Annotated in this window: 21 protein-coding genes; 6 read left to right on the top strand and 15 right to left on the bottom strand. The window is 58.7% G+C overall.

Annotated features, from left to right (window positions below):
* Positions 1–134: 134 nt before the first annotated feature.
* On the bottom strand, positions 135–1,433 hold the full coding sequence (gene gabT, locus F568_RS0100495) for a 4-aminobutyrate--2-oxoglutarate transaminase (protein ID WP_019016737.1): 1,299 nt from the start codon (positions 1,431–1,433) through the stop codon (positions 135–137).
* A 33-nt stretch (positions 1,434–1,466) separates the two neighbouring features.
* On the bottom strand, positions 1,467–2,915 hold the full coding sequence (locus F568_RS0100490) for an NAD-dependent succinate-semialdehyde dehydrogenase (RefSeq protein ID WP_019016736.1): 1,449 nt from the start codon (positions 2,913–2,915) through the stop codon (positions 1,467–1,469).
* A gap of 217 nt (positions 2,916–3,132) precedes the next feature.
* On the opposite strand from F568_RS0100490, the gene F568_RS0100485 reads away from it, so the two are divergent.
* The gene (locus F568_RS0100485; protein WP_019016735.1) at positions 3,133–5,592 is read left to right on the top strand and encodes a DUF1266 domain-containing protein; all 2,460 of its coding nucleotides are present in this window, start codon (positions 3,133–3,135) and stop codon (positions 5,590–5,592) included.
* A gap of 108 nt (positions 5,593–5,700) precedes the next feature.
* Positions 5,701–6,285: a C40 family peptidase gene (locus F568_RS0100480; RefSeq protein WP_019016734.1), complete on the top strand. Its 585-nt coding sequence runs from the start codon at positions 5,701–5,703 to the stop codon at positions 6,283–6,285.
* 28 nt (positions 6,286–6,313) lie between these two features.
* Here the strand turns inward: F568_RS0100480 and F568_RS0100475 are convergent, their stop codons facing one another.
* Complete coding sequence (locus F568_RS0100475; RefSeq protein WP_019016733.1) at positions 6,314–7,201, bottom strand: LysR family transcriptional regulator; 888 nt, start codon at positions 7,199–7,201, stop codon at positions 6,314–6,316.
* 88 nt (positions 7,202–7,289) lie between these two features.
* Here F568_RS0100475 and F568_RS0100470 point away from each other — a divergent pair, with 88 nt between their 5' ends.
* Positions 7,290–8,492, top strand: a complete 1,203-nt coding sequence (locus F568_RS0100470; protein ID WP_019016732.1) for an MFS transporter — start codon at positions 7,290–7,292, stop codon at positions 8,490–8,492.
* A gap of 13 nt (positions 8,493–8,505) precedes the next feature.
* On the opposite strand, the gene msrA is transcribed toward F568_RS0100470, so the two are convergent.
* Both msrA and F568_RS0100460 read right to left on the bottom strand, forming a co-directional pair.
* Positions 8,506–9,120 (bottom strand): peptide-methionine (S)-S-oxide reductase MsrA, encoded by a 615-nt coding sequence (gene msrA, locus F568_RS0100465; RefSeq protein WP_019016731.1) that lies wholly within the window; start codon positions 9,118–9,120, stop codon positions 8,506–8,508.
* A gap of 148 nt (positions 9,121–9,268) precedes the next feature.
* Positions 9,269–9,751, bottom strand: a complete 483-nt coding sequence (locus tag F568_RS0100460) for an FKBP-type peptidyl-prolyl cis-trans isomerase (protein WP_019016730.1) — start codon at positions 9,749–9,751, stop codon at positions 9,269–9,271.
* 387 nt (positions 9,752–10,138) lie between these two features.
* On the opposite strand from F568_RS0100460, the gene F568_RS0100455 reads away from it, so the two are divergent.
* On the top strand, positions 10,139–10,423 hold the full coding sequence (locus F568_RS0100455) for a hypothetical protein (protein WP_019016729.1): 285 nt from the start codon (positions 10,139–10,141) through the stop codon (positions 10,421–10,423).
* Between the two features lie 89 nt (positions 10,424–10,512).
* On the opposite strand, the gene F568_RS0100450 is transcribed toward F568_RS0100455, so the two are convergent.
* From F568_RS0100450 to F568_RS0100410, 9 genes are all read right to left on the bottom strand, one after another.
* Positions 10,513–10,980: an outer membrane lipoprotein gene (locus tag F568_RS0100450; RefSeq protein ID WP_019016728.1), complete on the bottom strand. Its 468-nt coding sequence runs from the start codon at positions 10,978–10,980 to the stop codon at positions 10,513–10,515.
* Between the two features lie 208 nt (positions 10,981–11,188).
* Positions 11,189–12,787 carry an isocitrate lyase gene (locus F568_RS0100445; RefSeq protein WP_019016727.1) on the bottom strand — a complete coding sequence of 533 codons (1,599 nt, stop codon included), beginning with the start codon at positions 12,785–12,787 and terminating at the stop codon, positions 11,189–11,191.
* Between the two features lie 371 nt (positions 12,788–13,158).
* On the bottom strand, positions 13,159–13,590 hold the full coding sequence (locus tag F568_RS0100440; RefSeq protein WP_019016726.1) for a GNAT family N-acetyltransferase: 432 nt from the start codon (positions 13,588–13,590) through the stop codon (positions 13,159–13,161).
* Positions 13,587–14,765, bottom strand: a complete 1,179-nt coding sequence (locus tag F568_RS0100435; protein ID WP_019016725.1) for a cupin domain-containing protein — start codon at positions 14,763–14,765, stop codon at positions 13,587–13,589. Before F568_RS0100435 ends, F568_RS0100440 begins: the two co-directional genes overlap by 4 nt.
* 88 nt (positions 14,766–14,853) lie before the next feature.
* Positions 14,854–16,218 carry an adenylosuccinate lyase gene (gene purB, locus F568_RS0100430; RefSeq protein WP_019016724.1) on the bottom strand — a complete coding sequence of 455 codons (1,365 nt, stop codon included), beginning with the start codon at positions 16,216–16,218 and terminating at the stop codon, positions 14,854–14,856.
* Positions 16,219–16,285: 67 nt separating this feature from the next.
* The gene (gene hflD / locus F568_RS0100425; protein ID WP_019016723.1) at positions 16,286–16,924 is read right to left on the bottom strand and encodes a high frequency lysogenization protein HflD; all 639 of its coding nucleotides are present in this window, start codon (positions 16,922–16,924) and stop codon (positions 16,286–16,288) included.
* Positions 16,921–18,063: a tRNA 2-thiouridine(34) synthase MnmA gene (gene mnmA / locus F568_RS0100420; protein WP_026300232.1), complete on the bottom strand. Its 1,143-nt coding sequence runs from the start codon at positions 18,061–18,063 to the stop codon at positions 16,921–16,923. The genes hflD and mnmA overlap by 4 nt, the downstream gene beginning before the upstream one ends.
* A gap of 72 nt (positions 18,064–18,135) precedes the next feature.
* The gene (locus F568_RS0100415) at positions 18,136–18,585 is read right to left on the bottom strand and encodes an NUDIX domain-containing protein (RefSeq protein ID WP_019016721.1); all 450 of its coding nucleotides are present in this window, start codon (positions 18,583–18,585) and stop codon (positions 18,136–18,138) included.
* Positions 18,585–19,181 carry a pseudouridine synthase gene (locus tag F568_RS0100410; RefSeq protein ID WP_019016720.1) on the bottom strand — a complete coding sequence of 199 codons (597 nt, stop codon included), beginning with the start codon at positions 19,179–19,181 and terminating at the stop codon, positions 18,585–18,587. Before F568_RS0100410 ends, F568_RS0100415 begins: the two co-directional genes overlap by 1 nt.
* Positions 19,182–19,541: 360 nt before the next feature.
* On the opposite strand from F568_RS0100410, the gene clpS reads away from it, so the two are divergent.
* Positions 19,542–19,904 carry an ATP-dependent Clp protease adapter ClpS gene (gene clpS / locus F568_RS0100405; RefSeq protein WP_019016719.1) on the top strand — a complete coding sequence of 121 codons (363 nt, stop codon included), beginning with the start codon at positions 19,542–19,544 and terminating at the stop codon, positions 19,902–19,904.
* Positions 19,905–20,000: 96 nt separating this feature from the next.
* Positions 20,001–22,268 (top strand): ATP-dependent Clp protease ATP-binding subunit ClpA, encoded by a 2,268-nt coding sequence (clpA, locus tag F568_RS0100400; protein ID WP_019016718.1) that lies wholly within the window; start codon positions 20,001–20,003, stop codon positions 22,266–22,268.
* A gap of 209 nt (positions 22,269–22,477) precedes the next feature.
* On the opposite strand, the gene infA is transcribed toward clpA, so the two are convergent.
* Positions 22,478–22,696 carry a translation initiation factor IF-1 gene (infA, locus tag F568_RS0100395; RefSeq protein ID WP_013332816.1) on the bottom strand — a complete coding sequence of 73 codons (219 nt, stop codon included), beginning with the start codon at positions 22,694–22,696 and terminating at the stop codon, positions 22,478–22,480.
* Between the last annotated feature and the right edge of the window lie 87 nt (positions 22,697–22,783).

The raw sequence follows: 22,783 nt of genomic DNA, 5'->3' as shown, positions 1-22,783 counted from the left end.
CTCGCGCGCGAGGCCAGTCAGCTTCCCGATCTGTCTTCGCTCATGACGGCGTAAGGGTAAAATAAGAAGCGGTGACTAATAAGCCCCGCTGACTAGGGTCAGCGGGGCTATTTCATTTCTATATCGGGTTGCGGTCAGGCCGTTGTCGCGCTGCGGCTGCTCGCCAGTTCCTTTAGGGCTTCCTCGATGATGCCGAGTCCTTCTTCGAGGATGTCATCCTCGATGGTCACCGGCATCAAGAAGCGAATGGAGTTGCCGTACAGACCACAGGAAAGCAGGATCAGGCCCTTCTCTCGGGCGCGCTTGCAAAGTGCACCGGCCAGGTCGGCATCCGGAGTGTGGCCGTTCCTGTCGGACACCAGATCGAATGCTGCCATGGCGCCCATGTTGCGAGGGTTGTCGATACAGTCGAACTCCTGCTGCCACTGGGCAAAGCGTTCAGCGAGCTTGTCACCCAAGGCTTGGCTTTTCTCGAGGATGTGCTCTTCCTCGAAGACCTCCAGCACGGCGAGGGTTGCAGCACAGGAAACGGGGCTGCCGGTATAGGTGCCGCCCAGCGAGTTGCCGCTGCTGGCATCCATGTGCTTGTCGGTACCGACTACGGCTGAGATCGGCATGCCGTCCGCCATGCTCTTGGCCATGGTGATGATGTCCGGTTCCACGCCGCTGTGTTCAATAGCGAACATCTTGCCGGTACGTCCGAAGCCGCTCTGCACTTCGTCGATGATCATCAGCATGCCGTACTCGTCGCAGATCTCGCGGATCGCCTTGAGGAAACTGGCCGGGGCCGGATAGAAGCCGCCCTCGCCAAGTACCGGCTCGAGTACGATCGCCGCCGTGTCCTTGGGGTTGGCGTCGGTCTTGAGGGCCATCCTTAGGCCACGCAGGGCTTCGTCTTCGCTGACACCGTGATACGGTACCGGATACGGAGCGCGGAAGACATTGCCTGGCATGGTGCCGAAGTCGGTGGCATAGGGCGCGACCTTGCCGTTCATGGCCATGGTCATAAAGGTACGACCGTGGTAGCCGCCGTCGAAGCAGATGACGTTGTTACGCCCGGTGGCCGCACGAGCGATCTTGACGGCATTCTCCAGGGCCTCGGCACCGGAGTTGGCGAGCATCACCTTGGCATGGCCGCGTACCGGCGTGACCTGGCTGAGCTTTTCGGCCACTTTTACATACCCTTCGTAGGGCATGACGGTCTGGCAGGTGTGCATTACCTTGTCGAGCTGGGCCTTTACGGCTTCGACCACCTTGGGATGGCGATGGCCGATATTGAGCACCCCGATGCCGCCGGCAAAGTCGATGATACGGTTGCCGTCGGCATCCCAGATCAGGGCATTCTCGGCGCGGTCGGCGAACTGTGTCGCAGGGCTGGCGGCACCGTTGGCGACATAGCGCTGCTTGAGTTCGTTAAGTTGGGCGTTATTCATTTCTTCCTCCTTGTCATCCCCGGGCGGTGATGATCACAGCCCGCCAACGCAGACATATTTTAGTTCGGTAAACTCATCGAGGCCGTGACGTGACCCTTCACGGCCCAGCCCCGATTCCTTGATGCCGCCGAAGGGGGCCAGCTCAGTGGACAATATCCCTTCATTGACGGCGACCATGCCATATTCCAGGCCCTCCATGACATGCCAGATACGCCGGTAATCGCTGGCGTAGAAATATGCGGCCAGGCCGAACTCGGTGGCATTGGCCATGGCGATCGCTTGCTCGTCGCTCTCGAAGCGGAAGACGGGCGCCAGCGGGCCAAACGTTTCTTCCCGGGCGACCTGCATCGCATCGGTGACGTCAGCGAGCACGGTGGGCTGGAAAAAGGTTCCGCCCAAGGCGTGTGGTTCTCCGCCGCAGACCAGGCGAGCGCCATTACCGAGGGCATCGCCGATATGCGCCTGTACCTTGGCGACGGCAGCAGGATTGATCAGTGGCCCCTGTACGACGCCGTCCTCAAGGCCATTGCCCACCTTTAGTTCGCGGACGCGCTTGGCCAGCTTCTCTAGGAAAGCGTCGTATATTCCTGCCTGAACCAGCAAGCGATTCGTACAAACACAAGTTTGGCCGGAATTGCGGAACTTCGAGGCAATGGCGCCTTCCACGGCCGCATCCAGATCGGCATCGTCAAAGACGATGAACGGCGCGTTGCCGCCGAGCTCCATGGAGGCCTTCTTGACCGTCCCGGCGCATTGCGCCAGCAGCTTCTTGCCCACGGGAGTCGAGCCGGTGAAGGATACCTTTCGAACACGCGGATCCGTGGTCAGTACTTCGCCGATTTCGGCGGGTTGCGATGCCGTTACGACATTCAGTACACCGGCCGGGAGACCGGCGTCTTCGGCCAGTTTGGCCAACGCCAGAGCAGTCAGGGGCGTAGCTTCGGCGGGCTTGATCACGACCGGGCAGCCAGCGGCCAGAGCGGGTGCACATTTACGCGTGATCATGGCCAATGGAAAGTTCCAAGGGGTGATGGCCGCTACCACCCCGATGGGTTCGCGGAAGACCAGAATACGTTTGTCGGCGCCGTGCGAGGGCAGCGTTTCGCCAGCGACACGTTTGGCCTCCTCGGCATAGTACTCGACGAACGAGGCGCCATAACCCACTTCGCCCTTTGACTCGGCGAGCGGCTTACCTTGCTCCAGGGTCATCAGCCGTGCCAGTTCGTCTCCGTGGGCAACGATCAGTTCGTACCAACGACGAAGCAAGGCTGCCCGCTCCTTGGCCGGGCGCTTGCGCCAAGCTGGCCAGGCAGCCTCGGCACTCGCCACGGCAGCGCGGGCATCATCGGCATTCAGATCGGGGATCTCAGCCAGCGTCTGGCCAGTGGCGGGGTTGGTCACGGCGAAGCGACGCTCGGCATCGTGCCACTGGCCGCCGATATAGGCTTTCGGAATCAATAGGTCGGGCAGAGCGAGGGACATAGGGCAATGCTCCAGTAGTCCAGAGGGGCTATCATGTTTGACGGACTGTGCATTATATAAAACATTTTGCCAAGCCCCACTATAAGGGGACCCGGCATAAATAGGTCTTTTCGCTAGGTATCTTCGAAGCGACGTGGCAGCATCGGCGTTGTCTCCGCTTTCCGTTAAACTATGAGGCCGTTAATCCATTCGTTATGAGAGATTCAGAGGTGAGACCTTGGCCGATCCGCTAAAAGCCTGGTGGGCACAGCAACTGGTCCTGTGCGGCTGGGCCTTCGAACCAGATCCCACCGACATGGAGCCGACCATTGCTGTGGCTCGATTGGCGCAGTTGGGGGTGGTCGAACGCGGTGAGCTGGGCTGGCGACTGCTGGAGGCCTTTCCTCCCGGCGTACCGAATCCTCAGTTTCAGCTGGCCGCACTGGAGCTGATCGCATTGGCAGCGTCAGCAGGCTGGTTGACGAATGAGCAGACCGAGGCTTGGGTTCAGCGTGTAGCGAAGAGCATCCATGCCCAATACGCATCTCTGGATGAGTGGTTGGCCGCTTTGAAAAAGGCGCGTCTTGAGGAGGGCTGGTCACACGGTGACGAAGAGTTCGCCTTGGCCGGGGAGGCGTTGGCACAGCTTGAACATCAAGGCGACGGGATCACGTGGGAGGTTAGCGGCGTCCACTTGAACAAGTGCCGGAACCTGCCGCTTTGGCCTGAGCAGGAGAATGAGCGGACCTGGGCGCTACGGGCAATCTTCGCACCGGTTCTGGCTTTACCTCCGCAGCCTGAGCGCGACTGGCCTGATGTCACCGATTGGCTGGAAAACGAATGGCAGATACGCAGTCGCGAAGAGCTGATACGTATCCTGCTGTGGCTCGGTGGGCAGGGACATCGCTATGGCTGGGACCAGGACGCAGCCCGGCTGCTCGATGCCGATGTGACGACGCGTCAATCCTGGCTGCGCGGGCTCAACGATCAACGACGCTATGGTCAGGTGATGCTTGCCTATCTCGAGCAGGGTGAGCCGCTGGAATGGGCCGCCTGGGATTGGTTGCGTCTGGTCGACCTCGCCTATGCCGGTCTGATGCTTGGCTGGTTGAGGGCGGACGAAGCCGAGGATTTTGCTGCGCATGCCGCTGACTTGCTGATGCGGCGTTACAGCGACTGGATGGCGCTGGTTCAAGCCTATCAACGTGGACGAAGCCTGTTCGAGGGACACCGCTATCCCACCGATCAGGCCGTGCCCGAGCTGGCTCTGCTGATGAACTCGCCGGTCAGCCCATGGCGGGTCCCGCTGCAGGGACTAGTGACGGAAGTGCAGCGCGAGCGTTCACGCCTTGCCCTGCGCCGTTGGCGTTCCGATACTCGGCACTGGGTGTTGGCGTTGGCCTCGGTGCGTGAGCCTGACCTGCTTTATCGTCAGGGTATCGGTGTAACTCTCGACGAGGCACGCCGACAGGATGCTCGACGATATCTAGCCGAGACGCTCGGGCTGTTTCCGGACGAAGGTGTCGATGGCCTGGCGCGCTATTGGTTGCCCGCCCAGTCCCATCATCTCAATCAGTTGGCTATCGATGCGGCCCACGGCGCGCTTCCGCCGCTGGACACCGATTTCGGGCGTCCTTCGGAGGAGGCCATTCATCTACGCGAGCGGTTGCAATCGTGTGTTCGACATGCCGCGACGATTCACATGGCCGAGAAATATGCTTTCTATCTGCTGATGGCAGGAGACAGCGGTGATTTCGATGCTGCCGGATTGGCCCGCGTAGCCGAGTCGCTACGTGGCGTGCTGTGCCGGCTATATCCCAACCCAAAACGACTGCTGGAGGCTTGGGCCGCTTGGGAAGCGGCCCTGCCTGAACTGCCCGAGGATACGCTGGTTTACGATATTCGCTGGCATAGGGACGATCCGGGAAGCCCGTTCCACTGGCTGGACTGGCGTCAGGCGGAATGGCAGGAGCCCGGTCCTCGCCCGAGCCTGACGCGCCTGACGGCTCTGTCGCTGGCCGGCCCGCTTAACCCCGGCATCTGGGGGGAGCCCCAGCGGGAGAGCCGGGCGGAGCGTGAGGCACTTCAGCAGTGGCTGGATAGCCACTATGGTTTGCACAGTCCGGAGGGGCTGCAGGAGTTTCTTGGCTTTTTGCTCGAGGTGGGAGACCGGCAGGAGTACCAGATAAATTATGCCCCATACACGCTCAATCGTGCGCGCCTGGAGGAGGAAATCGCCATCCTCGAGTCGGGCGAGTGCGGTGAGGAGGAGCGTAATCACTTGCTACGTCTGCGGCGGGTAAGGGACAACGAGGCAGGCTGCAACGATATCGACATGACCGCCTGGGATCTGGCTCAGGCAGTGGATTTGGCCATCGCCGGTCGTAGCCTGGATTGGGTGAGCACCACCTTATTGGATGATGTGCTCGATACTGCCTTGGCCGAAGCCCAGCGGCATTATGGGAATTGGCGTGACTATGCGCTCGGGCTGTACGCCGGATTTGCCTTCTTCATGGGGGAAACCGAAGAGCGAGAAAGTTTCCTGGCTCGCTTTCGCGAGGGGTTGACGGCATGGTTGAGTGGAGCGCCACCACTTGCCGGTTCCTGGGCAAGCCTGGATTTTCCCGGCGCACGGCCGCGCCATTGGGCACCCTTGCACATCGATACGCTACCGGGTGATGCGCGGACAATGCATTAACGCCGTTCGAGTCGTCATGTACCGGATACACCGCAACGATTTGGGATACGCTGCTTGGCGCCAAGCGCAGCGAGACGTTTTTGCTTTGATGCGAGAGTTTGCTCGGCAATGAATTATCAATTTCTGCTGGCCTGGGCGATGGCTGGCTTACTGGCCGGTTGTGCCGGCACACCGCAGGATAGCGGAAGCCAGACGGAGAGAAGCAGTGGCTTCCATGCTAGTGGCAAAGCGCATGTGATGGGCTCAGCCACCCAGTTGGCGCAACGCTGGGGAACACTTCGGCGTTCCTCATTGAGGACAATGCGCCAGGCATTGCTGAATGAGCATGAGCGCTGGGAAGGCACCCCCTATGTGCTGGGCGGGGAAGGCCTTCGAGGCATCGACTGCTCAGCGCTGGTTCAACAGGTTTATAGAGAGGCGTTTGCGCTGGAATTGCCGCGTACCACAAGCGCCCAGATGCATGAAGGCAAAGTTGTTGCGAGGGATGCCCTGGAGGTTGGCGACCTGGTGTTCTTCCGCCCACCAGGTGTGTACCGCCATGTCGGCATCTACGTCGATGACGGCTACTTTCTGCATGCGTCGACGTCGCAGGGCGTGAAGCTGTCTCGGCTCGATAACGTCTACTGGAATCGACACTACTGGCAGGCCCGGCGTCCCATGCCGCTGAAGGAAATTGCGCAGCGCTTCGAGTAGCGAAAAGACTGGCTACACTTGGCCTCTCTTAGAGACTTGCATGATGTTCGAGTACGAAATCGACGAACGTCTGCTCGGCTCTCGATAGATAGGCGCCGTGCTTCCAGGCAAATGACAGGTCCAGCCAGGCGGCCGGCTCGAACGATACTGCTGCAAGGTCAGGTTCCTCGACGACTCGGCGCAAGAAGGTGGTAATGCCGAATCCCTGTCTTACGATCGCTTTGGTCAGAGGAATCAGGTTGGACTGGAAGGCGACCTGAGGCTGTTGGCCGGTTTCGACGGCTAGGCGGTCCACGAATTCTCGATGAAAGTAACCGTCCTGAAAAAGCACCAAGGGTTCGCCTAGAACTTCCCGGGCCGTTACACTCTCTCTTTTCGCAAAGCGGTGATCCCGGGGCACACAGACGACCATTTCCTCGCGCAGGAAATGGCGTCGCTCCAGCCCTTGGGTCGATACATCGTCTGTGACCACGCCGAGATCGAGTTCTCCATCTGCAATCATACGCTGCAAGCGCCGTGTCCCTGCTTCGACAACGGTCAAGCGAATCCCCGGATGGCGAGACTTGAAGCCCATTAACAGGGGCGGAAAATAATAGGATCCAAGCATCGAGGGGATGCCGATGCGCACTTCGCCTTTTACCAGCCCATGGACTTCTCTCATCGCCAGTTCTATCGACTCGGCCTGACCGAGCAATTCGCGGGCGTGACCCAGCAGCAATTCGCCCTCCGGCGTTAGGCTGATTCGACGTTCATGACGATGGAAAAGGCGCAACTCCAGGCGGGACTCGAGACTGGCGACGGTCTGGCTGACGGCTGATTGCGCAACATGCAGTTCGTGGGCGGCACGTGTAAAGCCACCATGCTCCGCGACCGCCAAGAAATAACGTAACGCCCTAAGGTCGAATGATAACTTCATAAGTAAAAAAGATCGTTGCTATCTCCAAGCCCTATTTGGCTTATTGTTTTGAATACCGGATCATGCCCGAAAGTACAAGGAGTTATTCATGATCCAAGCACATAGCCGAGACTGGTGGAGGGCCACATTGGCACTGTGCCTGGGCTCGTTCACCGTTTTCGTCAATCTCTATGCGGCGCAACCGCTACTGCCGGAGTTGCGGCAGGTCTTCGATGTTTCCACTCTGGCCGTGGCCATGGTCATGGCAGTTTCGACCATTACCCTGGCGGGAGCGCTGCTGGTATTCGGACCGCTCTCCGATGCCATCGGTCGCGGTGGCATCATGCGTTTCACGCTGCTGATCGCCACACTCTGTTCGTTGCTCATTCCCTTCGTCGACAACTTCACCTCGCTTCTCATCATCCGGGCGGTGCAGGGCTTCGTGCTCGGTGGTCTACCCGCCGTGGCAATCGCCTGGATGGGGGATGAGTTCGATAAGCGAGCGCTAATGCTGGCCGTGGGGCTATATATCAGCGCCAATACGCTAGGCGGTATCGGTGGGCGTGTCATGGGCGGGATCGCGGGTGAATACGGTGGATGGCATGCCAGCTTTCTGACCGTAGGATTGGTGAGTCTGGTTTGCCTGGCGGTATTCTGGCGCTTGCTACCTGAGGCGCGTGAGTTCAAGCCGGCCCCGTTACGTCTTGGAGTTGCCCTGAGCTCTCTAAGCGGCCATCTGTGCAACCCTCTGTTATTGGGCGCCTACCTGATCGGTGGGCTGAACTTCTTCATCTTTATCAATCAGTACAGCTACATCACGTTCCGTCTCAATGAGGCCCCGTATTCACTCTCCACTCAGTGGCTGGGCATGATCTTTGTCACGTATCTGGGGGGGACTCTGGGGTCGGCATTGTCGGGGCGTGTCGCCCAACGCTTGGCGCAGCCGGTATGCATGATGCTAGGTATCGGGATCTTCATGGTCGGTACGTGGGTGACAATGAGCGAGGCGTTGCCAGTGATCCTGGCCGGCCTGGTCATTAATGCCTTTGGCTTTTTCTTTTGTCACTCCATGGCTTCGAGCTGGGTGAGCCGACAGGCACAGATGGCCAGGGGAAGTGCATCGTCACTTTATTTAGTATTTTATTATGTAGGAGCCAGCCTTGGCGGCTTCTATCTCGAGCCGTTCTGGCAGGCCGCCGACTGGTGGGGCGTGGTGCTGGCCTCATGGTTGGTACTGAGCGTGACCCTGGCACTTTCCCTCTGGCTGTGGCGAAAAGAGCAACATTCGACGCTGGTCGAAGCGAATTCGTGATCGGTACCGGACATCAAGATTTGCCCGGTAGCCCGGCCTGATTCCCCCATATTTCCTCGAGGCGCTCGGTGCGCCCGCAGCCGGCCTTGTAGAAGCGATAGCGTACCGGATTTTTCTCGTAATAATCCTGATGATACTCCTCGGCAACCCAGAACTTGCCCGCCGGGGCGATACGGGTCGCAATGTCTCGGCCGAAGCGCTGTTCGAGCTCTGATCTGGTCTTTTCCGCCAAGTGTTTCTGCTGTTCATCATGGTAGAAGATCGCGCTACGGTACTGACGACCCGCGTCGCAAAATTGGCGATCCTCCGCGAAGGGATCAATGTTGTGCCAGAACGCCTCGAGCAACGTAGCGTAATCGACTTGCGAGGGATCGTATTCCACACGAACGGCTTCGGCGTGGCCGGTGGCTCCTCGAGCAACCTGCTCATACGAAGGGGATGTCTCCTCTCCCCCGGTATAGCCGGAGACGGTGCGCTGAACGCCTTTGATTTCGTCGTAGGCTTCCTCCACGCACCAAAAACAGCCACCGGCAAAGGTCGCGTTGGCCGTCTCGGTTGTGTCCTGAGCCTGGGCGGGTAGGGGGATGAGAGCTAAGATTGTCCAGCCGAGAGTCAGGATTGATGTCATGACGTCACCTACGTCAAAGGATTTACTGGCTTCGAGCCAGGATAGCTATTCTGGGCCCCATGGGCATGATCGCAAGCAAAAGAAAGGGCAACCGTGAATGGTTGCCCTTTCGTGGCACAGCCGTAGTATCGGCTTGTTGTAGATCAGCTTAGTGCTGATGGCCACCTTCGCCATGAACGTGGCCATGCTCTATTTCTTCAGAGCTCGCCTCGCGCACCTCGGCGATTTCAACATCGAAGTTGAGCTTTTGACCGGCCAACGGATGGTTACCATCCACGGTTACGGTATCGCCTTCGATATTGGTGACGGTGACCATGAGCGGGCCGCCCTGAGTCTGGGCCTGGAACTGCATGCCTGGCTCGACGTTCTCGACACCCTGAAAAGCATCGCGAGGAACTTCCTGCACTAGGGCAGGCTGAGTCTCGCCGTAGCCTTCTTCAGGGCTGACGGTCACTTGCAGCTTATCGCCGCTCTGGCGACCTTCCAGCTCCTTCTCGAGGCCGGGAATGATATTGCCCGCGCCATGGAGATAGGTCAGCGGTTCGCGACCTTCCGAGCTGTCCAGCACCTCACCTGCATCGTTGGTCAGGGTGTAATGGAACGCGACAACGGAATTTTGCGCAATCTGCATGTTGAGATGGACCTTTCGGTGAGTGCATGTCATTTCAATGGTAACGCGTCCATCTGCACCTGTCAGGGGCGCCGAGGATTTTTCATGGTCGAGTAAACTGACTTGACTGCTGTTCAAGCGCGTAGTGGCACGTATTGTCGTCCGTGTCACGCTTTTGGGTTGAGGATAAGGAGGCAAAATCGGCAGGCTGGTTGGGCGACGTTTTTTCTCCGTAGCCCAGTTGCACGGGCATTATCGGCGGGGGTACCCTGCCGATAACCCGATGACAGATCGGGATGTGCGTCGGCACATCAAGGATAAACATTCACTAGATGTCGATGTCGTCAGCGCATTGCCACGTCTGGTGAGTTTGCGATTATGTCTATGATTTATTAGGAGAAATGCCATATGACCGTGACTCTAATCTGGCTGATCGCCTTTGGCGTCATCCTGTTTCTCTCGCTCAAGAGCTGGAACGGTGCACTGGGCAGTGCCTTGGAACGTAGGTTGCCTTATACATCAAGGAGCAGTGAGGACGACCGTTGGATCTGGAGCGTAGGGCTGGCGGTAATTGGCGCAACGTTTATTGTAAGCCCTGTTTCCATGTTGCTGACCCTGCTGTTGATTGGCCTGATCAGCTGGCTCGTGGTGAAACTGGCTCGTTGGGGACTGTCGAAAGCCAAGTCACACTAAGGCCGATAGCCACAACGCCCCCAAGGAAAACCCCCGCAGCACGCTGCGGGGGTTTTCGTTTCTTCAGGACATGGCTACAACGCGCCTCATCAGTAGGGGGCAACGCTCATGTTAGCTCCACTACCGACCAAGCGAACACGTTGTCCAACCTGCCACTGCCGGTCCGCCTTTTGTACGACGATCACGGTATCGCCCACGTCCCGGCGCACCTCGATCTCATAGGCGTTGGTCTGGTTGGCCTTGTCCTCGATCTTGCTGCCAGCCACGCTACCACCGATGGCGCCTGCCGCAGTGGCAATGGTACGGCCCGAGCCCCCGCCGATCTGGTTACCCAGCAAGCCACCGATCACGGCACCTCCCAGCCCACCGATTACGCCACTGTTCTGATCTTCGGCCTGGATGCGAACCGGGCGCAGGGCTGTGATGGTACCGTAGGTCACGGTCTGGCCGGTTTTGGCCTGGCTTCCCCGATAGACGTCTCCCGAGTAGAGGTCGGAGTTGGCACATCCACCTAGGGTCAGCAGGCCCATGGCGATAACGGGAAGAAGACGCTTCATCAAACCCTCCTCAACTTGGCGGAGGCGCCAAGTGATCAATCATTGAAAACGCTGTTCTAAAACAGTGTAGCGAGTCACGACAGCTTAGACCAGAGTCAGGTCGTGTTGGTGCCCGCCGAGATAGTGCAGATTATGTGAAAAAAAAGCCAATAAAAAGGGAGGCCGTAGCCTCCCGGTGTGACGTGAGTCAGCTTGTGCTAGCCAGGCTTCAGGCGAACTGATTCATGGTGTTGTCCTTGCCGCCGGCCTTCAGGGCGCGCTCGCTGGAGAAATACTCCTTGTGGTCGTCGCCCAGGTTGGAGCCGGCCATGTCCTGATGCTTGACGCAAGCCAGGCCTTGGCGAATCTCCTGGCGTTGTACGTTCCTGACATAGGCCAGCATGCCTTCGTCGCCGAAGTAACCCTTGGCCAGATTGTCCGTGGACAAGGCCGCAGTATGATATGTCGGCAGTGTGATCAGATGGTGGAATATACCGGCGTCGCGTGCGGCGTCGCGCTGGAAGTTGCGTGTCCACTCGTCGGCAACGGCAGCGAGCTCGGTCTCGTCGTACTCGGCACTCATCAAGCGGGTACGATCATAGGCAGAAACATCCTTGCCTTCCTGCTCCCAGGCGTCGTAGACCTGTTGGCGGAAGTTGAGTGTCCAGTTGAAGGAAGGTGAGTTGTTGTAGACCAGCTTGGCATCGGGCACGACCTCACGGATCCGGTTGACCATGCTGGCAATCTGCCCGACATGGGGTTTCTCGGTTTCGATCCACAGCAGATCGGCGCCATTCTGCAGGGCTGTAATGCAGTCCAGAACCACGCGATCCTCTCCTGTGCCCGGACGGAACAGATAGAGGCCGTTGGGCATACGCAAGGGTTTCTTCAACTGCCCATCGAGCTTGATGATCATTTCGCCATCGGCGAGGTCGTCATCGTTGCAGATCGGCGTCGTGTGAAGGAAGCTGTTGTACTGTGCCGCCAGGTCTCCCGGCTCAGTGCTGACCGGAATCTTTTGGGTCAGGCCGGCTCCCAGCGAGTCGGTGCGCGCCACGATGACACCATCCTCGACACCCAACTCTAGAAACGCATAACGCACGGCATTGATCTTGGCCAGAAAGTCTTCATGAGGCACAGTCACCTTACCGTCCTGATGGCCGCACTGCTTGGCATCCGACACCTGATTCTCTAGCTGGATACAGCAGGCTCCGGCCTCGATCATGCGCTTGGCTAACAAATACGTTGCTTCTTCGTTGCCGAAGCCGGCATCGATATCGGCAATGATCGGCACGATATGGGTCTCGTAATGATCGATCCTTTCCTGCACGGCGCGGGCCGCGATTTCGTCTCCCTTGGCGCGTGCGGCATCGAGTTCGCGAAACATGTGGCCCAATTCGCGAGCATCGGCTTGGCGCAGGAAGGTATAGAGCTCCTCGATCAGTGCCGGTACAGACGTCTTTTCATGCATCGATTGATCGGGAAGCGGGCCGAACTCGGAACGCATGGCAGCTACCATCCAGCCGGAAAGGTAAAGGTAGCGCCCCTTGGTCGTCCCGAAGTGCTTCTTGATGGAAATCATTTTCTGTTGGCCGATGAAACCGTGCCAGCAGCCCAGCGACTGGGTATAGCATGATGGATCCTCATCATAGGCGGCCATGTCGCGGCGCATGATGCCTGCTGTATAGCGGGCAATGTCCAACCCGGTGCGAAAGCGGTTCTGAAGCGTCATGCGCGCAGCATGTTCGGGGTTGATCGTGTCCCATTTTCCAGCATGCTTTTCACGTAGCTGAGCGAAGTTGTTAACGGTTTCCCGATAGGCTGACATAGTGGCTTCCTTGTTTCGTTGAGTGTCCGGGCGGCACCTTCGCTCGGTGCCTTAGCAATATTTCCTGACGCAGCCGGAGCGGTTCATCGCTACGAATTTGGTGCTGCGTTGCGGAAAAAGCTCGGGATCTGTCCGGCTTGTCCTCTTTTCGCCATGACTTCTCGTGAGTACATGCCTGGACTACAGGCGCCAAAGTTCATGGGCGTTAAACGGCTGTTTTATTGCCGCCTTGTCATGAACTATGGCCCATGGTTGCTGGGCTCAACAATCCACACTTAGGGGCAGGAAGCGTTGTAGTATGACTACAGGAAACGGGCTATTTGCATAATCCTGTAGTCATATTTCGGAGAGAGGCGGTTTCGCCAATAGGATCAGCAGGATAGGGGAAGGCGCATGTTGCGGTGCGGGATGCCGGCGTCGAGGAATTCTTGGCCATAAGCTTGAAAGCCTAGCCTTTCATAGAAAGGCAGGGCATGGATCTGAGCTGCCAGCTGGACTTCGGCATGTCCTTCAAGTTGCGCTGCTTCGATGGCCTTACGCATGAGTGCTAGGCCAATGCCGCGTCCTCTAGCCTGGGCCAGCACGGCAACACGACCGATATGGCCATCCGGCAGCAACCGAGCCGTGCCTACCGGTTGTCCTGCATCGAAGGCAATGAAATGAAGGCATGCGGGATCTTGGCCGTCCCATTCCTCTTCTTCGGGTACGTGCTGCTCGTCGATGAAGACGCGACGCCTGAGTTCAGCCGCTGCCTGGCCCAGCGTCTGCCAGCCCCCCTGGGTAACGTGAACGTCCGCTATCATTCGTCTTCCTGGTCATCCAGCCAGCTCAAGCTGCCGTGGTCGAGTAGGTACGCAAGCAACTCGGCGGCGCCATCATGGTTCAGCAAATCCGCATTGATAGGAGCGTTGCCGGCCAGATCGCGGGCGAGCGGGAAAGGGCAATCTACGGCATCGCCATCGACAAAAAGCGTTGCCATTCCATCTTTCCCGCTACGATAGGCGAAGCGTGAGCCCAGCGTCCGCGCCAATGTCATACCGTTCTGTAGTTCCGCGACAAGGGACTCGACATCCGTCGGGCTATCCTGAGGGACCAGTTGGTCAAGGTACTTGGGCTGAGTCATCGCGCGGCCGAACCATTGAACAAGCTGTGCTGGGTTGTCCAGCGTATCCAGAATCATTGTGCGCATACGCGCCAGCGAGGCATCATCTATCTCACCGGGATGGAGAGCAGGGGTAAGGTCAGGGTCGGCGTAACGCAGTGAGTCGGGTAGCGACTCACCCAGGTAATCGGCATAGGAAGTTACCGATTCGTCGGCGGAAAGCGCACGAAAGCCTACCGAGAAGGTCATGCAATCCTCTGATCGGCTGATGCCGTGATGGGCCCAGCCGGGGGGAAGATACAGCATGTCTCCGGGCGCTAGCTGCCAATGTTGGCCGGGTTCTATCTCGAAGCGCTCTAGAATACGCAGGTCGATGCCTTGAACAATGGGCGTGTCTTCGCGCACCTTGCCACCCAGTTGCCATTCCCGCGTGCCGCTGGCCTGCAACAGAAACACATCGTACTGGTCGACATGAGGGCCGACGCTGCCACCTGGTGGCGCATAACTGACCATGATGTCGTCGAGTCGCCAGCGCGGTAGAAAATCGAAGGCATCGAGCAGGGCGCTCACATCCGGCACGTAGTGATCGACGGCCTGAACCAGCAGTGTCCAGTCGCGTTCGGGCAAACGCGCAAAAGTGGTTTCGTCGAATGGGCCGTGCGAGACCTGCCAGGGTTTTTCGGCACCATGCTCTTCGACAAGGCGGGCCTCGACACCTTCCTCGCAGGCCAGTCCAGCGAGTTCATCCGGTGACAGGGGAGATTCGAAATTGGTGAAGGCGCCACGGATCAACAGCGGTTTCTTCTGCCAGTACTCGGCCAGAAATTGAGCGGGGGTCAGCCCGCCGAGCAGGGACAGTGGGGTATTGGCGGACATGGAATTCTCGCATGAGTGAGTAGAAAAGAGACAGGCACAAGAAAACCTGTGCCTGTGCTCGTTGCCAGCAAGAGTAGCCTGAACGCGTTTACAGCGCCTTGGCCTGCTCGGCCGCATTTCCGATGTAGTTGGCCGGGGTTAATGCCTTGAGCTCGGCCTTGACCGTCTCCGGCAGTTCCAGCGTGTCGATGAAGGCGGCAAAACCGGCCTGGTCGATGCGCTTGCCGCGGGTCAGTTCCTTGAGCTTCTCGTAGGGCTTCTCGATGCCATAGCGGCGCATCACGGTTTGAATCGGCTCGGCAAGGACTTCCCAGCTATGGTCCAGGTCGTCATTGAGCCGCTCGGGGTTGGCCTCGAGCTTGCCAATGCCCTTGAGTGTGGCGTGATATGCAATCAGGCCGTAGGCCAGGCCAACGCCGAGGTTGCGCAGTACCGTCGAGTCGGTCAGGTCGCGCTGCCAACGTGAGATGGGCAGCTTCTGGGCGAGATGCCCAAGCAGGGCGTTAGCCAGGCCGAGGTTGCCCTCCGAGTTCTCGAAGTCGATGGGGTTGACCTTGTGAGGCATGGTCGACGAGCCGATTTCTCCAGCCACGGTCCTCTGCTTGAAATAACCCAGCGAGATGTAGCCCCACACGTCACGATCGAAGTCGATCAGGATGGTGTGAAAGCGGCAAAAAGCGTCGAATAATTCGGCGATATAATCGTGCGGCTCGATCTGGGTGGTGTACGGGTTGAAAGTGATACCCAGACTTTCTATGAACTGACGCGCATTGGCTGCCCAGTCGACTTCCGGGTAGGTAGCAAGATGCGCATTGTAGTTGCCCACCGCGCCGTTGATCTTGCCTAGCAACTCAGCAGATTCGATCTGCTTGAGCTGACGGCGCAGGCGGTAGGCGACATTGGCCATTTCCTTGCCGAGGGTGGTGGGGCTGGCGGTCTGGCCGTGGGTGCGCGACAGCATCGGCTGTTCGGCATGGTCGTGGGCCAGACGCTCCACGGCGGACACGATATCGCGCATTACCGGCAGCAGGACATTCAAGCCGCCCTTGAGCATCAACGCGTGCGACAGGTTGTTGATGTCCTCGCTGGTGCAGGCGAAGTGAATGAACTCGGTAACCGCATGCAACTCGGGGACCGTAGCAACCTTCTCCTTGAGGAAGTACTCCACCGCCTTTACATCGTGGTTAGTGGTACGCTCGATTTCCTTGATACGGGCCGCATCCTCGACCGAGAACTCGGATACCAGCGTATCGAGAAAGGCCTTGGCCTCGGCAGAGAGTGACGGTACTTCCTTGATCTGCGGATGCGCGGCCAGACATTCCAGCCAGCGGACTTCGACGGTGACACGGGCGCGAATCAGACCGAATTCGCTGAAGTGCTCGCGAAGGGCCTCGGCCTTGGCTTCGTAGCGGCCATCGACGGGTGACAGGGCGGTGAGAGGAGAAAGTTGCATAGTAATGTCCGATGCGTCGGGCACCCGTTCATGCAACGAGGGGCGCCACGGTTCAGGTTACGAAAGGTCAGTTCAATCGATCCAGGGCCTTCTTGACCGCTCCGCGCTGGAACAGCAATTTCCAGCGACGGCCGCCTTGCTGATGCCATAGCAATGCAAAGCGAATTCCGCCGAGCAATGCAGTGCGCACCCGCTCCGGCATCATGCGTTGCTGGAGTAGGCTGGGGTCGCCCTGGACGACGATGCGCTGACGAAAGGTCGAGATGGTGTCTTGATAGAGCTCGCCCAGGCTGGCGACGACATTTTCATGAGTTTCACCAAAATGTTCGACCTGGCCCTGGATACGGGTCAGGCGCTGACCCAGCGTATCCATCATCTGAGGTTGCTGGCGAAGCTTCTGCATCAGCATCAGCAGAGAAAACCCATAGCGCAGTACAGCCGGGTCGGAACGATCCCTGCCGACTACGGCATTGAGCACTTCAAGTCCTTGGCGCAGGTTATTGTGATGCCCGCCATAAATGCTCTCGAACGTGGTCGGGTTGGTGTCGACCGTTGCGTGGATCAGAGTATTCCAAGCGCGCTCGTCGCATTGGCCGGTACGCGCCAACTGATCGACGATGGCGGCGGCCTGGAAGACACCGGCCAAGGCAAGGGTCTGGCGAAAAATCGGGTCGTCAGGGGCGGTTTGAATGGGAGTTGCAGTCATGCAGCGTGTGCTCCTCGCTGCCAGGCATCGCGAATCACGCCGCCACCCAGACAAATTTCGCCATCGTAGAGAACCAGCGATTGCCCCGGGGTCACCGCCCGCTGAGGTTCGTCGAAGACAACGCAGACGCCGCCATCTGGACGCGTAGTCATCCGGCAAGCGACGTCTTGCTGACGATAGCGTGTCTTTGCACGTAGGCGAATATCGTGTCCCGGTGGCTCGCCGGCGACCCAGTCCATGGCCTCGGTCGCGAGGGCGTCGGTATAGAGCAGGTCATGATGCTTGCCCTGGACGACGATTAGCACGTTGCGCTCCAGATCCTTACCGGCCACGTACCAGGGGGCGTCGGAATATTCAGCAAGACCGCCGATACCTAGTCCCTGGCGCTGGCCCAAGGTGTAATACATCAGGCCCATGTGCTCACCGATGACGTCGCCTTCCGGCGTTTCGATCCGGCCGGGTTGCGCCGGCAGGTACTGCTGGAGGAAATCTCGGAAACGGCGCTCGCCGATGAAGCAGATACCGGTAGAGTCCTTCTTGCGTGCCGTCACCAAACCGTGTCGCTCGGCAAGTTCGCGCACCGCCGGCTTTTCTAGCTCGCCGACGGGAAACAGCGTACGTGCGATGGCGGCTTCGGGGACGGCATGCAGGAAATAGCTCTGGTCCTTGCCAGTGTCGAGCCCCTTGAGCAGGCGAGCATGTCCATCACGCTCGCCACGCCGAACGTAATGGCCGGTGGCGATATTCTCCGCGCCCAGCATCTCGGCATAGTCAAGGAAGACCTTGAACTTGATTTCCCGGTTACAAAGGATGTCCGGGTTAGGGGTTCTGCCGGCGCGATATTCGGCCAGGAAGTGTTCGAAGACGTTATCCCAGTACTCGGCTGCAAAGTTTGCGGTATGCAGTTTGATACCCAGCTTGTCGCATACGGCTTGGGCGTCCGCCAGATCTTCCTTGGCGGTGCAGTACTCGGTACCGTCGTCTTCGTCCCAGTTCTTCATGAACAGGCCTTCCACCTCGTAGCCCTGCTCGAGCAACAGCAGGGCGGAAACGGAAGAATCGACACCGCCGGACATGCCGACGATGACTTTACCCGTGGCAGAGGGCCCCGTGGGTCTTGACCCCGTGGCTTGAGACATAGTCGCTCTCGGATGGGATACGGTGAAATTGATTGTGCAGAATTATACCTGAAACCAACGTGCAGCTTCGAGTCATCGCTCGCGGATTACGTCCAGAGGAAAGCATTGCCCGCGGCGCAGGTCGCGAATGCGTTGCATGACCAACGGGCTACGCAGGCGCTTGGCCCGGTTGAGGTCGTCGATTTCATCGAGGGTCAGCCAATGCGCTGCCACAACGCCCTTGTCGAGCGTGTTGTCCAGGTGGGCCAATGGCAGGCCGACGAACGAATGGCTATGAAATACCAAGCCGTCGGCAGCGGTAAAAATATAAAGGCCGAGGTAATCGGTAATGGCAACCTGCCAACCAGCTTCCTCGCGGGTCTCTCTGGCGGCAGCATCGGTCAGGCGTTCGCCGGGCTCCAGGTGGCCAGCTGGCTGATTAAACAGGCTGAAAGGGCCACCATGGTCTTCCTCGACGAGCAGGTAGCGCCCACTACGTTCTATTACCGAGGCTACAGTGACTCTGGGGCTCCAGCGTTTCATCAACGTCTCCTTGTTCGGCGGGATGGTGCCTGCCGATGACGTACCGATTGCGGGGCATGCAGCGTTTCACTCCGCCATTCTCCCGGTGACAGGCCATCCAGGCGCCAAGGCCCGATGGCGACACGAATCAGGCGAAGCGTGGGGCAACCGATATGGGCAGTCATGCGCCGGACCTGACGGTTCCGGCCTTCGCTGAGCGTCAATTCCAGCCAGGAGGTCGCCATACCTTGGCGCTGACGAATCGGCGGATGGCGAGGCCCCACGTCGGGCTGTATTAACTTTCTCGCCTTGGCAGGGCGAGTAAGGCCATCCTTTAGTGTCACGCCTCGGCGAAGCGCGTCAAGCCTTTCCTCGTCAGGATCGCCTTCCACCTGTACCCAGTAGGTCTTGGGCTGCTTATGTCTAGGGTCACTGATATGATGGATCAGTGCGCCATCGTCGGTGAGCAGCAATAGGCCCTCGGAATCGTAATCGAGTCGTCCGGCTGCATAGATGCCGGGAACGTCGATCACCTGGGCAAGGGTATCCCGCCCCTGATCGTCGGTGAATTGCGAAAGCATCCGGTATGGCTTGTGCAGCAGATAGATCTTGCTCATCTCATCTCGTGGCAGAGGCGCGGCGGAAAAAGTGATACGAGACTATCCGGGCCTGGAAGAACTGCCAACACCTGACAGTCCCATGAGGCTGTTGCAGGCTTGCTACACTGACGTTGAAGGCTGGGCATGATCCACCATAGGTGGTGTTCCGAGCCCTCGCATCCCGCATTTTCTACTGGTTGATCCGTTTGCGATATGAGCGGGTTATTTTCATTCTGGCTCTTGCAAGGTGCTGCGGCTGCACGCATCTTGCTAGTGAACTCCGAGTGTCTTTCTACGTCTAAGTGAGTGACGTCGTAGCACTTCGGCTTGTGTTGATGGGTTAAGCCTCTTATGTTCAATACAGACGAGAGAATTTCGATGACCGCCGCGGTGCAAGCAATCTGGGCAGGAATGACCCGCCCCCCACGGCCGGGAGAAGAAGATGAGGGGGATCTGTCCGTCAAGTCGGCAGACCCCCAGTTGGAAGAACCGCCGCGTTACAAGGTGGTCCTGCACAACGACGACTTCACGCCGATGGAGTTCGTTGTCGAGGTGTTGCAGACCTTCTTTCATATGGACAATGAGAAGGCCGTTCAGATCATGCTGGCGGTGCACACCCAGGGCAAGGCCACCTGTGGCATCTTTACCCGCGACATCGCGGAAACCAAAAGTCATCTAGTCAACGAATACGCGCGAGAATGCCAGCATCCTTTGCTGTGCGATATCGATAGGGCCGACTGACGCCTGGCAACGTGACAGTCCGGGTTTGCTAAATTTCCCGATGTGCCCGATTGTGAAAGTGCCGACGATGCCCGAGGCGGCGAGAAGGGGACTGCCATGCTGAGCAAAGAACTTGAACTCACCCTGAACACGGCCTTCACGGTGGCGCGCTCCAAGCGTCATGAATTCATGACCGTCGAGCACCTGCTGTTGGCCTTACTGGACAACGCCTCCGCTGCGGATGTACTGCGCGCCTGCGGAGCCAACCTGGACAAGCTACGCTCGGACCTGCAGGACTTCATCAACTCAACGACTCCCTTGATACCTGAAGGGCAGGATGATCGCGAAACCCAGCCGACCCTGGGCTTCCAGCGTGTCCTGCAACGTGCCGTGTTTCACGTGCAGTCTTCAGGCAAGAGCGAAGTGACCGGTGCTAATGTGCTGGTGGCGATCTTCTCCGAGCAAGAGAGCCAGGCAGTTTATTTCCTCAAGCAGCAGAACGTGGCGCGCGTGGATGCCGTCAACTACATCGCCCACGGCATTTCCAAAGTGGCTGGGCACGGTCAGAACCCGTCGCCCTCGCAGGACGCCGAGGAGGGCGAGGAAGGCATGAGCGAAGGCAATGCGCATCCGTTGACCGGTTATGCCACGAATCTCAACGAGCAGGCCCGTCTGGGTAAGATCGACCCGTTGATCGGGCGCGATCACGAGCTTGAGCGCACCGTGCAGATTCTTGCGCGGCGCCGCAAGAACAACCCGCTGCTGGTGGGTGAGGCGGGTGTTGGCAAGACCGCCATCGCCGAGGGCCTCGCCAAGCGTATCGTCGAGGAAGACGTTCCCGATGTCATTAGTGACGCTGTGGTCTACTCCCTCGACATGGGTGCGTTGCTGGCGGGAACCAAGTATCGCGGCGATTTCGAGAAACGCCTCAAGAGCCTGCTTGCCGAGCTCAAGAAGCAGCCCAATTCCATCTTGTTCATCGACGAAATCCATACCGTGATTGGGGCGGGTGCCGCGTCCGGTGGCGTCATGGATGCGTCCAACCTGCTCAAGCCGCTGCTGTCTTCCGGCGAGCTTCGGTGCATCGGTTCCACGACGTTCCAGGAGTTCCGCGGCATCTTCGAAAAGGATCGGGCACTGGCACGTCGCTTCCAGAAAGTCGACGTACTCGAACCCTCAGTCGATGACACTATTCGTATCCTCAAGGGGCTGCGCGGTCGCTTCGAGGAGCACCATCAGCTGAAGTACACCGATACGGCGTTGGAGAGTGCGGTGCGTCTGGCGGATCGCTACATCAACGACCGGCACCTGCCGGACAAGGCTATCGACGTCATCGACGAGGCGGGGGCGCATCAGCGTCTGTTGCCACCGGAAGTACGTGTCTCGACCATCGATGTCGAACAGGTCGAAGCGGTAGTGGCATCGATCGCGCGGATCCCGCCGAAGAGTGTCTCCAGCTCGGATCGCAAGTTGCTCTCCAATCTGGAGCGTGACCTGAAAATGCTGGTATTTGGTCAGGACGAGGCAATCCAGAGTCTGTCTGCGGCGATCAAGCTGTCGCGGGCCGGACTCAAGTCGCCCGACAAGCCGGTGGGTAGCTTCCTGTTCGCCGGTCCGACCGGTGTCGGCAAGACTGAAGTGGCGCGTCAGTTGGCTCAGTTGATGGGGATCGAGCTGGTGCGCTTCGACATGTCCGAGTACATGGAGAGGCATACAGTGTCGCGCCTGATCGGTGCGCCTCCCGGTTACGTCGGTTACGACCAGGGTGGCCTATTGACCGAGGCGATCACCAAGCAGCCACACTGTGTGCTGCTGCTCGATGAGATCGAAAAGGCGCACCCGGAAGTCTTCAACCTGCTGCTGCAGGTCATGGACCATGGGCGACTGACCGACAACAACGGGCGTGAAGCGGACTTCCGTCACGTCATCGTGATCATGACATCGAACGCCGGGGCTGAGCAGATTTCGCGTCGCTCGATCGGTTTCCAGACTCAGGATCATTCCACCGACGGTATGGAAGTCATCCGCAAGACGTTTACGCCGGAGTTCCGGAATCGTCTGGATGGGATTATCCAGTTCCACGGTCTGGTACCCGACGTGGTGCGCAACGTTGTCGATAAGTTCCTGGTCGAACTTCAGGCACAGCTCGACGAGAAGCGTGTCCAGCTCGATGTCAGTGAGGAGGCTAGGGTCTGGTTGGCCGACAAGGGCTATGACCCGGAGATGGGGGCGCGTCCAATGGCTCGTGTGATCCAGGAGAAGCTGAAAAAGCCGTTGGCCGAAATGATCCTGTTCGGTGATCTGGCGGACAATGGTGGCTTGGTCCACGTGACGGTGGAGGGCGATGAGTTGCACCTCGCCACCGAAGCGGAACAGGTGGCCTAAGCTGTTTGTGGCCTGCAGGGTAGCGAGACAGTGCCTTGCAGGCGACACGTCTGACCGAAATCGGGTTAATAACGTTTGCTGATTGACTAACGAAGCGCCCTGTCGCAAGACGGGGCGTTGTTTTTTTCAGGTATCAACCGAATATGCGAGCCAACGATGCCGTGCAGAACGTGCTGCACAGCCGGTCTTGCCCTGAGGTGTCCCGCGTATTAGCGTGAGCGATAGACGATACGGCCCTTGGACAGGTCATAAGGCGTGAGTTCGACCTTGACCTTGTCACCGGTCAGAATACGGATGTAATTCTTGCGCATCTTGCCTGAGATGTGAGCCGTGACCACATGGCCATTCTCTAGCTCGACACGGAACATGGTGTTGGGCAGGGTGTCGACGACAACACCTTCCATTTCGATATGATCTTCTCGTGCCATATAAGGCGTACCCTCGTGGTTGGTCGTTACGCATGACAGCCAGACGTTACGCCTGAGCGTCGCCCGTGCTGATCAAGATAGCCCGAT

This window comes from Modicisalibacter luteus DSM 23508, assembly GCF_000378505.1.
GTDB lineage: Bacteria > Pseudomonadota > Gammaproteobacteria > Pseudomonadales > Halomonadaceae > Modicisalibacter > Modicisalibacter luteus.
Note: the sequence above shows the minus strand (reverse complement) of the source record. Positions and strands in the feature narration are given on the sequence as shown.